Origin of the sequence: Acinetobacter sp. Gutcm_16, assembly GCF_028649355.1 — a bacterium.
In the GTDB taxonomy this organism is placed as follows: Bacteria; Pseudomonadota; Gammaproteobacteria; order Pseudomonadales; family Moraxellaceae; genus Acinetobacter; species Acinetobacter johnsonii.
This window is the reverse complement of the sequence record NZ_JAQSUV010000033.1, coordinates 192,817-206,475: the sequence shown is the minus strand read 5'-3', so window position 1 is coordinate 206,475 and position 13,659 is coordinate 192,817. Positions and strand designations below refer to the sequence as shown.

Annotated in this window: 13 protein-coding genes; 6 read left to right on the top strand and 7 right to left on the bottom strand. The window is 40.3% G+C overall.

Annotated elements, in window-relative coordinates:
* Positions 1–85: 85 nt before the first annotated feature.
* Genes PTT44_RS11540 through PTT44_RS11530 form a run of 3 tightly spaced genes read left to right on the top strand, consistent with a single transcriptional unit; the run spans position 86 to position 3,575 of the window.
* The gene (locus tag PTT44_RS11540) at positions 86–1,096 is read left to right on the top strand and encodes a TAXI family TRAP transporter solute-binding subunit (protein WP_168158371.1); all 1,011 of its coding nucleotides are present in this window, start codon (positions 86–88) and stop codon (positions 1,094–1,096) included.
* A complete protein-coding gene (locus PTT44_RS11535; RefSeq protein ID WP_126035754.1) occupies positions 1,093–1,566 on the top strand; it encodes a DUF1850 domain-containing protein in 474 nt (157 codons plus the stop codon). Before PTT44_RS11540 ends, PTT44_RS11535 begins: the two co-directional genes overlap by 4 nt.
* Positions 1,563–3,575 carry a TRAP transporter permease gene (locus tag PTT44_RS11530; protein WP_168158372.1) on the top strand — a complete coding sequence of 671 codons (2,013 nt, stop codon included), beginning with the start codon at positions 1,563–1,565 and terminating at the stop codon, positions 3,573–3,575. Before PTT44_RS11535 ends, PTT44_RS11530 begins: the two co-directional genes overlap by 4 nt.
* Positions 3,576–3,627: 52 nt before the next feature.
* Here PTT44_RS11530 and apbC read toward each other — a convergent pair whose 3' ends face one another.
* A complete protein-coding gene (gene apbC, locus PTT44_RS11525; RefSeq protein ID WP_168158373.1) occupies positions 3,628–4,905 on the bottom strand; it encodes an iron-sulfur cluster carrier protein ApbC in 1,278 nt (425 codons plus the stop codon).
* Positions 4,906–5,221: 316 nt separating this feature from the next.
* On the opposite strand from apbC, the gene PTT44_RS11520 reads away from it, so the two are divergent.
* Positions 5,222–5,551 carry a hypothetical protein gene (locus tag PTT44_RS11520; RefSeq protein ID WP_004694526.1) on the top strand — a complete coding sequence of 110 codons (330 nt, stop codon included), beginning with the start codon at positions 5,222–5,224 and terminating at the stop codon, positions 5,549–5,551.
* A gap of 43 nt (positions 5,552–5,594) precedes the next feature.
* Here PTT44_RS11520 and PTT44_RS11515 read toward each other — a convergent pair whose 3' ends face one another.
* Together PTT44_RS11515 and PTT44_RS11510 are read right to left on the bottom strand one after the other, a co-directional pair.
* A complete protein-coding gene (locus tag PTT44_RS11515) occupies positions 5,595–6,059 on the bottom strand; it encodes a hypothetical protein (protein WP_004981189.1) in 465 nt (154 codons plus the stop codon).
* A 149-nt stretch (positions 6,060–6,208) separates the two neighbouring features.
* On the bottom strand, positions 6,209–7,009 hold the full coding sequence (locus tag PTT44_RS11510; protein ID WP_168158374.1) for a hypothetical protein: 801 nt from the start codon (positions 7,007–7,009) through the stop codon (positions 6,209–6,211).
* 350 nt (positions 7,010–7,359) lie between these two features.
* Here PTT44_RS11510 and metG point away from each other — a divergent pair, with 350 nt between their 5' ends.
* Positions 7,360–9,417 (top strand): methionine--tRNA ligase, encoded by a 2,058-nt coding sequence (gene metG / locus PTT44_RS11505; protein WP_168158375.1) that lies wholly within the window; start codon positions 7,360–7,362, stop codon positions 9,415–9,417.
* Positions 9,418–9,502: 85 nt separating this feature from the next.
* Here the strand turns inward: metG and PTT44_RS11500 are convergent, their stop codons facing one another.
* Positions 9,503–9,832: a hypothetical protein gene (locus PTT44_RS11500; protein WP_252726107.1), complete on the bottom strand. Its 330-nt coding sequence runs from the start codon at positions 9,830–9,832 to the stop codon at positions 9,503–9,505.
* A 212-nt stretch (positions 9,833–10,044) separates the two neighbouring features.
* On the bottom strand, positions 10,045–11,364 hold the full coding sequence (locus tag PTT44_RS11495; RefSeq protein ID WP_252726108.1) for a P-loop NTPase fold protein: 1,320 nt from the start codon (positions 11,362–11,364) through the stop codon (positions 10,045–10,047).
* A 158-nt stretch (positions 11,365–11,522) separates the two neighbouring features.
* Between PTT44_RS11495 and PTT44_RS11490 the strand changes: the two genes are divergently transcribed.
* Positions 11,523–12,491: an MBL fold metallo-hydrolase gene (locus tag PTT44_RS11490; protein ID WP_168158376.1), complete on the top strand. Its 969-nt coding sequence runs from the start codon at positions 11,523–11,525 to the stop codon at positions 12,489–12,491.
* A gap of 105 nt (positions 12,492–12,596) precedes the next feature.
* Here PTT44_RS11490 and PTT44_RS11485 read toward each other — a convergent pair whose 3' ends face one another.
* Both PTT44_RS11485 and PTT44_RS11480 read right to left on the bottom strand, forming a co-directional pair.
* Entirely contained in the window at positions 12,597–13,277 is a 681-nt protein-coding gene (locus PTT44_RS11485) for a DUF799 domain-containing protein (protein ID WP_168158377.1), read from the bottom strand.
* Complete coding sequence (locus PTT44_RS11480; protein ID WP_168158378.1) at positions 13,274–13,651, bottom strand: DUF4810 domain-containing protein; 378 nt, start codon at positions 13,649–13,651, stop codon at positions 13,274–13,276. The genes PTT44_RS11485 and PTT44_RS11480 overlap by 4 nt, the downstream gene beginning before the upstream one ends.
* Between the last annotated feature and the right edge of the window lie 8 nt (positions 13,652–13,659).

Here is a 13,659-nt window from a genome sequence, read left to right as displayed (position 1 = left end):
TTTTATTCATCAATCTGATCACGCTAAGTCAAGGATAAAAGAGCCAAGTGAATGGCTTTGAAGATAATAAAACGAGGAAAAGTATATGAAAAAATGGACTCAACTCACGCTACTTTCAATTGCACTTGCAGGTCTAGGAGCATGCTCAAGTGACAATAAAACCGCAACTTCAGCCGATGCTCAAACTGAAACCAGTGCACAAGCATCCGACAAACTCCAAAGTAAATTTGTCAACATAGCGACAGGTGGTGCATCTGGCCCATATAACGTGATTGGCACCAGTTTGGCTGAAATTTATAATAAAACCTACGGTGTAAATTCAAAAACCCAAACCACAGGTGCATCGGTAGAAAATCTGAACTTACTCAAACAGAAAAAAGTCGAAATGGCTTTTGTCATGAGTGACAGCTTAACTGAAGCACTGAATGGCACAGGCAGTTTTGCCAGTGGGAAAATTGAGAATGTCCAACAAATTGCAGCACTCTATCCCAACTATGTGCAAATTGTGGCGTCAAAAAAATTAGGCATTAAAAAGCTTGAAGACTTAAAAGGTAAACGCATTGCCGTCGGTGCCCAAAACTCAGGGGTTGAAGTTAATGCGCGCACCCTCTTAAATGGTTTTGGTATTACTTACAATGACGTGAAGGTCGATTATCTAGGCTATGCAGAAGCCGCGGATGCTTTAAAGGGTGGAAAAATTGATGCTGCATTCTTAACCAGTGGTATCCCCAACTCATCCTTAATGGAACTGCAACAAGGTTTCGATTTACAACTGGTCGGGATCGATCCGGCGAAAGTGAAACAAATCGCCAAAAACCAAACCTATTTCCTATCTCTGAATATTCCGAAAGGCACTTATGGTAATGCAGAAGATATTCCAACTGCGGCCATTATGAATGCTTTAGTGGTACGTTCCGATCTTTCTGAAGATGATGTTTATAAACTGACCAAAACCTTCTTTGATAGTTTAGGACAATTGGCCAACTCACATCAGGCAGCGACAGAAATTAATCTGGAAACGGCTCAAAAAGGCGTGGTTGCTCCGCTACACCCTGGGGCTAAGCGTTATTACGACGAACTCGCAGCGAAAAAATGAAGCTGAAAAAAAGTGCAGTGTTTACTGCACTTTTTCTACTCGGCTTATGCGGGCTACTGTTCTTGCCTGTTCGCTATAGCGAAGTGACTGTTGCTCAAATGCAGTGCCGAATTTCAACAGCACAATTTAGTTTGCAATGGAAACATTCAGTTGAAAAAACTCGTTGGATTGAAAACTATCAACGGGAGCAACAGCACTTTATATTGCGCTACACCGACCTGATTTCTTTCGGTGCAGGCACACCGAATGACTATCCCATCATCTTTCAAAAAGACGGTATGGTCAGAATGAAAGTTAATCGGCGAATTGATCAAATCAACTGGATCATTTCCAAGAATATGCAAGGCAGTATCATTATTCACCAGAGCGTCTGGCCCATTTTTCAACAATATCCAGATTACACCTTGGTGCAAATTACAGCACAACAACAGCCCTTGTGGAAAGCATGGCAGATCGGAGAATGCCGATGACTCAAAATGAAGACAAAGTTACCCCTGAACAATTAGATGAGCAACAACAACAAGCCATTTTAGAAAAATTTGATCGTGAGTCAGTGACTCGTACCCCAAGCAACAAATCTGTGGCATGGTTTATAGCGGCGATTGCTATTTTCTATTCCTTATTTCATTTATTTATTACCTTTAATCCACTCCCCGAACTGATTCAACGTTCCGCCCATGTCGCTATTGGTTTGGTTTTAATCTTTCTACTTTATCCTGCGCGTCAGTCCAGTTCACGACAAAGCATCCCTTGGTTGGATTGGTTACTTGCCCTAGCCTCTTTAGCAACCTTTTTATACCTTTGGAAAGAATATCAAGCCATTATGACCACGCGTGGGGGTATTCCAAACACTTTAGATATTGTTTTTGCCATTTTAGCCGTGGTGCTGGTGGTTGAAGGCGCTCGGCGGGTTATGGGATGGATGCTGCCTATTTTAGGTTTAGCTTTTCTGTCTTACCCGTTTTTTAGCCACTATGACTGGGTCCCTGATCGTTTATTGACGCGTCCATATAGTATTAGTGATATTTTCGGGCAAATGTATTTAAAAACTGAAGGTCTTTATTCTTCCGCAATCGGTGCTTCAGTCACTTTCATTTTTCTGTTTATTTTGTTTGGTGCTTTTCTGGCGAAATCAGGCATGGGCAAATTGTTTAATGATCTTGCGATGGCACTTGCGGGACATAAACAAGGTGGCCCTGCAAAAGTTGCTGTCATTTCCAGCGGCTTTATGGGCAGCATTAATGGCACAGCGGTGGCCAATGTCGTGGGGACCGGTTCATTCACTATTCCACTGATGAAAAAAATTGGCTACCACAAAAATTTTGCAGGTGCTGTTGAAGCCAGCGCTTCTGTAGGTGGACAAATTTTACCCCCTGTGATGGGAGCCAGTGCCTTCATTATGGCTGAAACCACGGGTGTCAGTTATGGGACCATTGCCCTTGCAGCTACCCTTCCAGCTTTGCTCTACTATTTAGGCGTGATGGCGCAAGTTCATTTCCGTGCTGGTAAAGACAATTTAAAAGGTGTACCGAAAGCAGATTTGCCACGGGTTAAAGATGTCCTAAAGGAACGAGGGCACTTGCTTATTCCGATTGTGGCCTTGGTGTTTTTCCTCTTTCAATCCATCCCTGTCAGTTATGCCGCGGTCTATACCATTGTCTTAACTGTGGTCGTGGCGAGTTTCCGCAAATCGACCCGTATGGGCTTCAAAGAAATATTAGAAGCGCTCGCCGATGGTGCAAAACAATCCCTTTCGGTCATGGCAGCCTGTGCTGTGGTGGGGATTATTATTGGTGTAGTGAGCCTGACCAGCTTTGGCTCTGTCATGACCTCCTCAATTATGAGCATCGGTGCAGGCAGCCTATTTTTAACGCTGTTCTTTACCATGATTGCATCAATGATTTTAGGTATGGGACTTCCTTCGATTCCAGCCTATATCATTACCGCGACTATGGCTGCACCTGCTTTGGCAAACTTTGATATTCCCACGCTGGTGGCTCATATGTTTGTGTTCTACTTTGGTCTTTTTGCCAATATTACTCCCCCTGTCGCCTTAGCCGCCTTTGCAGGTGCGGGAATCGCAGGGGGCGACCCAATGCGCACAGGTTTCCAAGCCTTGAAACTCTCTTTGGCTGGTTTCATTGTCCCGTTCCTGTTCGTCTATAACCCTGCCATGCTGATGATTGATACGGCCAACGTCGCAGTCAATGCACGTGAGTTTGCCTTTCCTGCATGGACAACTATTGTGAGTATTGTCTTTACCTCAGTAGTCGGTATTTTGGCACTGGGTGCAGCAGTTGAAGGTTACTTTAAAATTGGTTTGAATTGGTTCTGGCGGATTTTCTTAGGTGCAGGTGCTTTATGTATGATTATCCCTGAAACTGTGACTGATATTATCGGGATTGTGATGGTGGTGATTGCGATCAGCATTAATATTATGCAAGCCAAAAAACAAAATCAGTCCTATTCACTGTCCTAAAAAAGCAAAAAAAAAAGCCCAACTCAACAGATTGGGCTTTTTTATGGCTGATTTAGAAAATACGAGTCTGGTCTTTTTCAGCCTGAGGCAGTGCGGCTGCAATTTTTTCAGCAATCTGCATATAGCTGTCTGCTGCACTATCTTCCACTAAAACAGAAGGCTTACCCGCATCTGCATTTTCACGGATTTGTACATTTAAAGGTAAACGTCCCAAAAGCGGAATAGTGTATTGCTCCGACAGTTGATCTCCACCGCCCGTACCAAAAATTTGCTCTTCAAATCCACAATTTGAGCAAATATGGGTCGACATATTTTCCACAACACCCATAACTGGAATATGTACGCGGTTAAATAACTCAATGCCTTTGGTCGCATCCATAAGTGCCACGTTTTGCGGTGTGGTTACAATCACTGCACCTGTCACAGGAATACGCTGCGCAAGCGTCAACTGAATATCACCTGTACCCGGTGGCATATCAATCATCAATACATCTAAGTCAGGCCATAAGGTTTGATTGAACAGTTGCATCAACGCCCCTGTCGCTTTCGGCCCACGCCAAGCCACAGGAGTATTATGATCACCTGTTAAATGCCCAATCGATAACACGGCCAAACCATAGGCATCTAAGGGTACAAAATTTTCCGCTTCAATCATCGGCGTTTTGCCCGCATTGCCCAACATGGTCGGAATACTTGGACCATAAATGTCCGCATCTAAGACCCCAACTTTTAAGCCTAGCTTTTGCAAAGCAAGTGCAAGGTTTACCGTGGTGGTGGATTTGCCCACGCCCCCCTTGCCCGAGGACACCAAAATCACATTTTGAATACGCGGATGCTTCGGCACATCACGTTGTTGTGGCGCTGCTTTTTGAATAGGTGGATTGTTTGGATCAGTTTCAACGGGTTGTGCAGCAGCTTGGGCTGCTGAGCCTGAAGCATCAATCACTGGGGGTAAATTGCTTTTCGGTGCAGCCTCTTTTGCTTGGCTTGAACAGCTCTCACCTTCAGCATGCTGATGTCCACAGCCGCCTGACTTTTCTTTATGTCCCGTTTTTTGTTGAATCACATGCATGTTTAATTCTTTGATACCGCATGCTTCAAGCGCAACCGCCAAATCATCATGAATCTGTTGTAAATCATTGGCTTCGGCAGGAAAAGTATTGATGGTAATTTGCAGAATATTGCCCTGCACATTCACTTGAGTAATGCGGTCTTTCAACGCATGGTTTGAATTGGGCAAGATATAGTTTTGCAGTACTGTTTGGATTTCTTCTTCCTTTACCTCCTGCGCAGGAGAAAAAACTGATTTAAGAGAAGAAAGCCACGACATATATGTACTCCAAATTCGAGTATTCAGCTGAATGCTATAGTTTAACCACAAAACGAACTTAGGTTAAGTTCAGTATTTATGGATTATGCCATGAAATTTAGTATTCCTAGCTTTTTAGTTGGTTTTATACGCTGAATATCAAAGGGCGAAGCTTAGTCGCTTAAGCTAACTGAAAAAATAAAATCGGTGAATTGGATCAAATTTGAACGTAAAGAATTGTAAATAAAATCCAATCTCCCTAATTAAGGTGATGTTATTGCATAGCAAAATATCTATATTCTATTGTTCTATCTTGACGCGATTTGGGGAGAAAATAATGAAACTTTGGGCCGTGGTTGTTTTGGCTTGCACCATATCTAGCTTTAGTTTTGCAGACACGTCAACCAATTCATTTAAAACCCCTGCGGGTCAAACGGTGACTATCGGTGATCAAGTTCAAGACATGCAGAAAAAAATCGATTTATCGCCCATTTCTATGTCCTCTACCCCAATCAGCAGTGCACCGAATAGCCCACTTGAGACGGTATATGTATATGAAATTGCAAACTATCGTTATACCATCCGCACCGTGAACAATCAAATTCAGAGCATCATGTGGTTTAACTTGGACGCAGACCCTGCACTGAGTACACAGTCTACGCCATAGTATTAGCGAACATTTAAGGCCGACATTCGCCATCTCGGACGGATTAAGCTTGGTCGTCTTTTTTAAACTTTTGCAGTGTTTCTGTGGCTTTCTTTTTCAACTCGTCAAACTTTTCAGTGGCTTGCACCTTAAATTCTTCCAGTTTAATTTCAGCCTCATGCTTTAACTCTGTGGCTTTAAGTTTTGCCTCATCCAGTTTATGCCCTGCTTCAACTTTAAAATGATCCAATTTTTCCTGCGCAACTTGTTTCGCATGCTCGGCTTTGGCTTGTGCAGACTCCAACTTTTGCTCAAAAGCTGCATCACCTTCGGCTTTACTTTCTGCTGCGTTCTGCTTTAAGTCGGTCAGCTGCTTTTCAGCATCAAGCTTGGCTTCAGTGGCCTGATGTTTGACATCTTCCAGCACTTTCTCGCCTTCGAGTTTTGCCGCTTGAGCTTTCAACTTCAAGTCTTCACCCAACTCAGTCGCTTTGGTTTTTAAATCATCGAGTTTATTGTCATTCGTCATGTCACAGCCCTCTTTCGTATTTAAAGTTTTGCTTAACTCAGAGTTATACCTTGCTTTTTAAGTGCTGACCTCATTTGCATCATTTGGAAACAATAGCTGTACAGGATGCATCAATTTAAACACCATCCTGTACCACTCAACGGAAGAGACTAACGCTTTAATGTACTTATAAAACTGATGACTGCAAACAGCCAAATAAATAGAATGAAACTGCGTGCTTGAGTAAAATGAGTCACGTCTGCACCGTGTACCATATTATGACGGCTGGCCGTAACACTTGAACTCGCATCCATTTTCAATGCTTCAAGGCTCAGAAAATACGGATTGATTTCACTGGCAATTTTAACTTTATGCCATAGGCTTTTGACTTCATGCCCTTTTAGACCCGGCACAATTTTATACACATCGACAAACTTGGTCTGATTTTGCTGTAAATACCCCTGTTCAATCAACGCATCCGTCAAAATCCCTTCAATTTGACCATAAAGAACTGTAATGCACCCTGCATAGCACTGCTGTTGATACAGTTTTAAGATTTCTTCAATCACGTTGCGACGCTGAGCTTGGAATACGCCCAAATTCATTGCATCGTAAGCTTCAAATAAAGCCGTCTGAAAATAATCAGTCTGGATTAAATTCGGCAATTGAAACGCTGCAATATCTGCTTCATTTTCATTCGCCATTTGCCAAAAATACAACAGATTAAGCAGATCATTGGCAATGGGTTCATCACTTTCGTACTCAAGCTGATCAGCCATGATTGCAAAATACGCATCTTCAGACTCGAGCTGACGGAGCGACTCGACCAATTGTGTATGCGCACGACTTCCCATTGCAGCAAGGTATTGTTCAGCTTGTTGTAAAAGTCGATTGCCCAATAGTTTGGTCGCTTGTGGATTTTGCGGAATTCGGGTCACAGGTTGGTCGAAATCAAAATCATCATCGATCATGGACGGCATACTCTTAAAAACGGGCTGAATGCACGTATTATCGCTGTTAATGGCGTATGAATATAGAGAAAATACGCATTAGTTTTAAGTTCCATCATTTGAGTTTTGAGCAATCCATTCAATCTTTTATTAAAAGATGAACAAGCTGCTTTATGCCGTTTTAGACCATGTATTTCCCATGATTTTTTCATTATTTTGCTCAAATTAGCGATGGATACTCAATCTAGCGATCAATTCATATGGGCTTTAGTCTCATTTGAAAACTTTTCACCGATTCACTTGTGCAAGTCGCGGCTATCTAAGGTAAAATCGTTGACCTTATATAAAATACGAATGAGAGAGTCATATCCGTGCGTAATATTTTAGTCACTAACGCCCTACCATACGCCAATGGCCCCATCCATATGGGACACTTACTCGGTTATATCCAAGCAGATATTTGGGTTCGTGCCATGCGTGCAATGGGACACGATGTGACTTATGTATGTGCGGATGATGCTCACGGTACAGCCATCATGCTACGTGCCGAAGCCAATGGTATTTCACCTGAAGATCAAATTGCCAACGTACAAAAAGAACACATCCGTGATTTTGATGGTTTCGGTGTGCATTTCGACCATTATGATTCAACCCATAGTGATGAAAACCGTGTTCGCGCATCTGAAATTTATGTGAAAAACCGTGAAGCAGGCAATATTGCCATCCGTCCTGTCAACCAGCTTTTTGACCCTGAAAAAGGCATGTTCTTATCGGATCGTTTCATTAAAGGCACGTGCCCGAAATGTAAATCGGAAGATCAATATGGCGATGCGTGTGAAGTCTGCGGTACAACATACAACGCGACTGAACTTTTAAACCCAAAGTCAACTTTAAGTGGTGCGACGCCTGTAGAGAAATCTTCAGATCATTACTTCTTTAAACTGCCGAATTTCTCAGAATATCTACAAAAATGGACGCGTGACCAAGGTCGCCTACCAGTTTCAATTGCCAACAAACTGGATGAATGGTTTGAAGCGAGTTTATCAGACTGGGATATTTCACGTGATGCACCGTATTTCGGTTTTGAAATTCCAGATGCGCCAAACAAGTATTTCTATGTTTGGGTCGATGCGCCGATTGGTTATATGTCGAGTTTTGAAAACTATATCAAAGCTAAACGTCCTGATTTAAGTTTTGACGACTTTTGGAAGAAAGACTCTGACAAAGAAGTCTATCACTTCATTGGTAAAGACATCGTTTACTTCCACGCGCTGTTTTGGCCTGCAATGCTAGAAGGTGCAAACTACCGTACGCCATCAGGTTTATTCGTCAATGGTTTCTTGACGGTGAACGGTCAGAAGATGTCGAAGTCTCGCGGTACATTCATCAAGGCTGAAACGTATTTAGAGCACTTAAACCCTGAATATTTACGTTATTACTTCGCGTCTAAACTGTCTGATAAAGTTGAAGATTCTGATTTAAACTTGGATGATTTCGTTCAGAAAGTAAACTCAGATCTAGTTGGTAAAGTGGTCAACATTGCCAGCCGTTGTGCAAAATTCATCAACACCAAGTTTGATAATAAATTATCAGCAACTTGTGCAGAGCCTGAATTGGTACAAAGCTTTATCGATGCGGGCGACTCAATTGCGAAAGCTTATGAAGCACGTGAGTTCTCTGCTGCGATTCGTGAAATCATGGCGCTTGCAGATAAAGCCAACCAATATATTGATGAGAAAAAACCTTGGGCTTTAGCGAAAGTTGAAGGCGAAGAACAACAAGTACATGATGTATGCTCGGTGGGGATTAACCTATTCCGTCAATTGGCTGTGTACCTTGCGCCTGTACTTCCAACCTTAGCAGCTCAAGTGCAAGAGTTCTTAAAGCTAGACCGTTTTGACTTCGCTTCTGCTCAAACAGCATTGGTTGATCATGAAATTGCATTGTTCCAACCTTTAATGCAACGTGTAGACCCGAAAGCGGTTGCGGCAATGGTCGATGCTTCTAAAGACTCTTTAGCGGCTGCGGCTGAACCTGCAAAAGTTGAGAAGAAGAAAGAAAAGAAAGCTTCGACTAAGCCTGAGCCAAAAGTTGGCGAGGCAGAAGTGATTGGTATTGAAGACTTTATGAAAGTTGACCTACGTGTCGCTGAAGTTTTAGAAGCTGCAACGGTCGAAGGCTCTGACAAATTGCTTCAACTGACTTTAAATGTTGGTGAAGCTGAACCTCGTAATGTATTCAGTGGTATTCGTGAGTTCTACCAACCTCAAGACTTAAAAGGCAAATTGGTGGTGATGGTCGCTAACCTTGCACCACGTAAAATGCGTTTTGGTATTTCTAACGGTATGGTGCTTGCAGCAGGTAATGGCGAAGGTGTTTGGGTGATTTCACCTGAATCTGGTGCTAAAGCTGGTGATAAAGTATCTTAAGATTTAGATCTTAGATGAAAAAAGCCTCTACGTTGTAGGGGCTTTTTTATAGCATTTCAATTCATTTTTTAAATATAGCTAAAAATTAGCCTTTATATGCCTGTTCCTTTATTTCAAGCAATTTTGGTAAAAATTTATCTTGAATTTTATGCTTTTCTAGCATTGGAGATGAAACTAATTTTTGAGTAGCGAGCTCAATGATTTTTTCAAACCATTTTTCCTCTTGTAAATATATTGCACTTTGGGAATGTACTGTAAATCGTGAGTTTAAACCGTCTATTGCATACATTGCGCTTCTATAGTCAATTCTTAAAAGTTGATCTAGAAAATCTATAGCTTCTAATGAGTTCAAGATTGGATAATCATAGTATTTATTCGTGATCTGTTGATGAAACTCATAACTATCATTTTCCATTAGGGACAATAATTCTTGTACTCTTTCTATATTTTTTTCAACATATTTATCCTCATATGCTTGAGCAAGATCCTCTATAAACTTTTTAAAAATGGGAAATTCACGAGCATATAATCCATATCCACCAGACTCCTCACTAATACCAAAGTAATCAAATTTTTTAATATTTTCCTGTAAATTTACAATATTTTTATATTGACTAACTACTAATACTAATAAGTCTTCGACTGAAAAGAAAATAAGATTTTTTCCTTAAAGTACAATAACATACTGACAGTATGAAGAATATCAGTTACATTGGTTAATTCTGATTTTTCAATACTTTCCTTCGCTTGTTGTACTAATTCAAAAAATTCTTCATCAGTTAAATTTAAATAATGCCAAAGTTTGAGCCATATTGGATAATCTTCCTTTAATCGAAAATATGCCCTATACAACTCAGTTTCAATTAAAGCATCCGTAATAATATTTTTATTTAGAATCTGACTCCATAATTCTTTTGAAAAAACAAATTCATTAAGGTTCATTTGATACTTTTGCTTAAACTTTTGTGCATCATCACCTTTAAAACCTGATATCGCTTCTGCAATTTTATCTACAGGCTTCTGATTCGATTTTCCATCTAAATCAGGTATAAAATTTAATATTTGTTTATGGAATATTCCTTTCTTATTTTCCAGTGAAAGAATCAAAAAAGCCCTTAAAATTTTTTCAAAAATCTCAGGATAAAAACTATCTTTCCATTCAAAATATTCTTTTTTATAAAAACGCTCAAAATCAAAAATAGTTTGCTTAAATGATCGTAAATTTTTATATCCAACTTGATTAAAAGTATTTGCAACTAATTCAAAATTTAAAATTAAAATGTCACGTAACTCTTCACTTCCAACTTCTTGAAGAATGCTTGTAATCGCTACATCTTGATCTTCTATATAACTAAAAGTCGCACCAATTAACTTCTCTTTTTTTCTAGCATAATCATCATTATCTTTGATTTCGTCTTCATTCGATACGATAAGCGTCTTAATATTATCCTGCTCTACAAAGTAATTGATATAACCAAGCACTTCTTCTTTTTTTAATTCACATCTTTCTAAATCATCAAAGACTAATATGAAATTATCATTAATTTTTAAATAATCTGGCAATTCAATTTTGGGAATACCGCCTGAGATACTACCATCTGACTTACTGTCACCATCTAAATCAACTTTTATTGTTGTTTTTAATGTACCTTTTAAAATTTGACCTGCTAATTTTGCTCCCTTGCTTCCCAAAATTGGATGAATACTTTTAAAAATAGCTTCATCAATCATAGAGGTTTTTGCAATTCCATTTAAACTCACATAACAAATCTTCTTCCCCTGATCTTCCTTTTTTTCTAAATATTTTTTTACAAACCATGTCTTTCCGCTCCCCCATGCTCCATTCAATAATACAGCATATTGAAAATTCTTTTTCCCATCGAAGTAGTAATCTAGATATTCTTCGATATGCTTATTTGGAGCTGAAATCCAATTTTCTTGTGTCATTATATAAAGAACCTAATCATAAAGTTTTGTAAAAAATAACATAATTTTTTTAAAGCTCATCTGTAAGTAGTTTAAATAAGCCTTTCAAAAACAGATGAAAAAAATTAGTTTACATGCTAAAAAATAGGCAATTCAACAAATTTCGTGGAACTTTATAAATGAATAAATTACTTGCTTCGGCTTTAATTAGCTCCAGTCTCATTAGTGTTTCAGCCTTCGCCCTTTCCCCACCTGTCCCAATTCCACAACAAAAACAAGTTTCAGGCTTTTACCAATACCAAGCGGGTGATGTACAAATCACCGCCCTGTTAGACGGCACAAACTTCATGTCGCCTAAACTCTTTCAAAATATTCCTGAAAAAGAAATACATGAAATTTTAAAGAAATACGCTGCCGACCAAGCCAAAGGCGTGCAAACCTCTGTCAATGCCTTCCTCGTGAATACAGGCCATTCGCTGGTTTTAGTGGATAGCGGCGCTGCGAGCTGTTTTGGCGAACATTTGGGTTCAGTATTGAGCAACTTAAAAGCATCAGGTTATCAACCAGAACAAGTCGATACCATCTTACTGACGCACCTGCACCCTGATCATGTGTGTGGTATTAGCCAAAATGGCGTGGCAAACTTTCCAAATGCAACGGTTTATGTTTCGAACGATGAAGCGAACTATTGGCTAAACCCGAAACAAGTCGACAAACTCCCGAAAGAAAAGCAAGCAGGTTACTTAGGAACTGTTGAAAAAATTAAACAGGCCATTGCGCCCTATCAAGCCAAACAACGCTTCAAAACGTATCAATTGGGCGATCAAGTTCAGGGCTTTAAAGTCATTAATACCGCGGGGCATACGCCGGGACATTTTAGCTATGAGCTAAAAACCAAAGATGAAACGGTGGTCTTTATTGGTGATATTGTGCACTCTCATACTGTGCAATTCGACAAGCCAGAAACCGCTATTGATTATGACATCGATCCGAAAAAAGCAGTGCAAACCCGCTTAAAGCAATTTGCTGAATATGCAAAAGGCGGGCAAACCATTGCAGCACCACACTTACCATTTCCTGCGATTGGACATATCTATTCAGCAGATGGAAAAAGCTATCAATGGATTCCTGTGCATTTTAAGGATTAATTTATACGAAAATCCTCTCTTCTTTGGGCTGAGAGTTAAAAGTCACTTCAACCAAACATAAGTTTGTTAAATCATAAAAATCCCCTCATTTGAGGGGATTATTTTTTACTGCTGTGGACTCATCGAATTTTGTACAAAATGCGGAGAACGAGGTCCATATAGCAACCCTTTTTGCTGCATCAACTGCGGAGCATACAACTGCGTACTCACACTGTTAGACAGTACATAGGCTTTGTCTGATAAGTGATTGGAAATTTGGTCAATCAAGGCACCCACCAACATCCCGACCAGACCCGCGTTGCTATTATTATTGGCTTGTTGGATTTTTTCCTGACCTTCCCACAATAATGCTCCGGTTTTTAAATCCACCAATTTTGCCTCGACCGCGACGGTCGAAACGGATTGAATCACTTGATACTTAGAACCATATTCTTTAACTTTGACATACAGTGCGGCATCCGCTCCAAAAATTTCATTGAGTTTCTGAATTGGAATTTGCTGCGCATCATAGCCATTGGTTACGCCGTTTTCTTTAAATAGCGTATCGACCACAGAAATAGGAAACACATAATAGCCCGCTTCTGCTACAGGTAAAGTCACGGTAGACCAATACCCATAAGTTGCCCGTGTATCGGGTGACTCATTTACAGGCGGCAACACCAAAATGGATTTTGGCATATTGGCATGATATGCAGATAAGTCACGATTGCTTTTTGGTGTCGTAGCACAACCTGTGAAGAGTGTCATTGCAAGGCCAAGTACGCATAGTTTTTTGAAATGTTTCACTTCACACTCCCTGCCGCAGACTGGGCTGTCATTTTTTTCAAAAGACGATCCATTAATACTGTCGACTCTGGGTAGGTTTGACGTTCAAGTTCAAAATACTGAACAGCACGTGGCCCATTATTGATATTTAAATTCAACAAACCCAAATGTGCATACAAGCCCGGAGGCACGGCTGCATTTTTGGCTTTGGTTTTTTCAATATCTTTTTCAAGTTTGCCAATCTGCTCTTGTGGAGAAGTCTTTTCTGGCAGACTCAACATCAAATAAGTTTGCTGTGGATATTCGCCCCAGCTATATAACGATTTTGGCGCTGAAACACAGCCCACCAAAGTCATGGTGCAAATCGCACCTAAAACCAATACGATTTTTTTCATTGATTCAA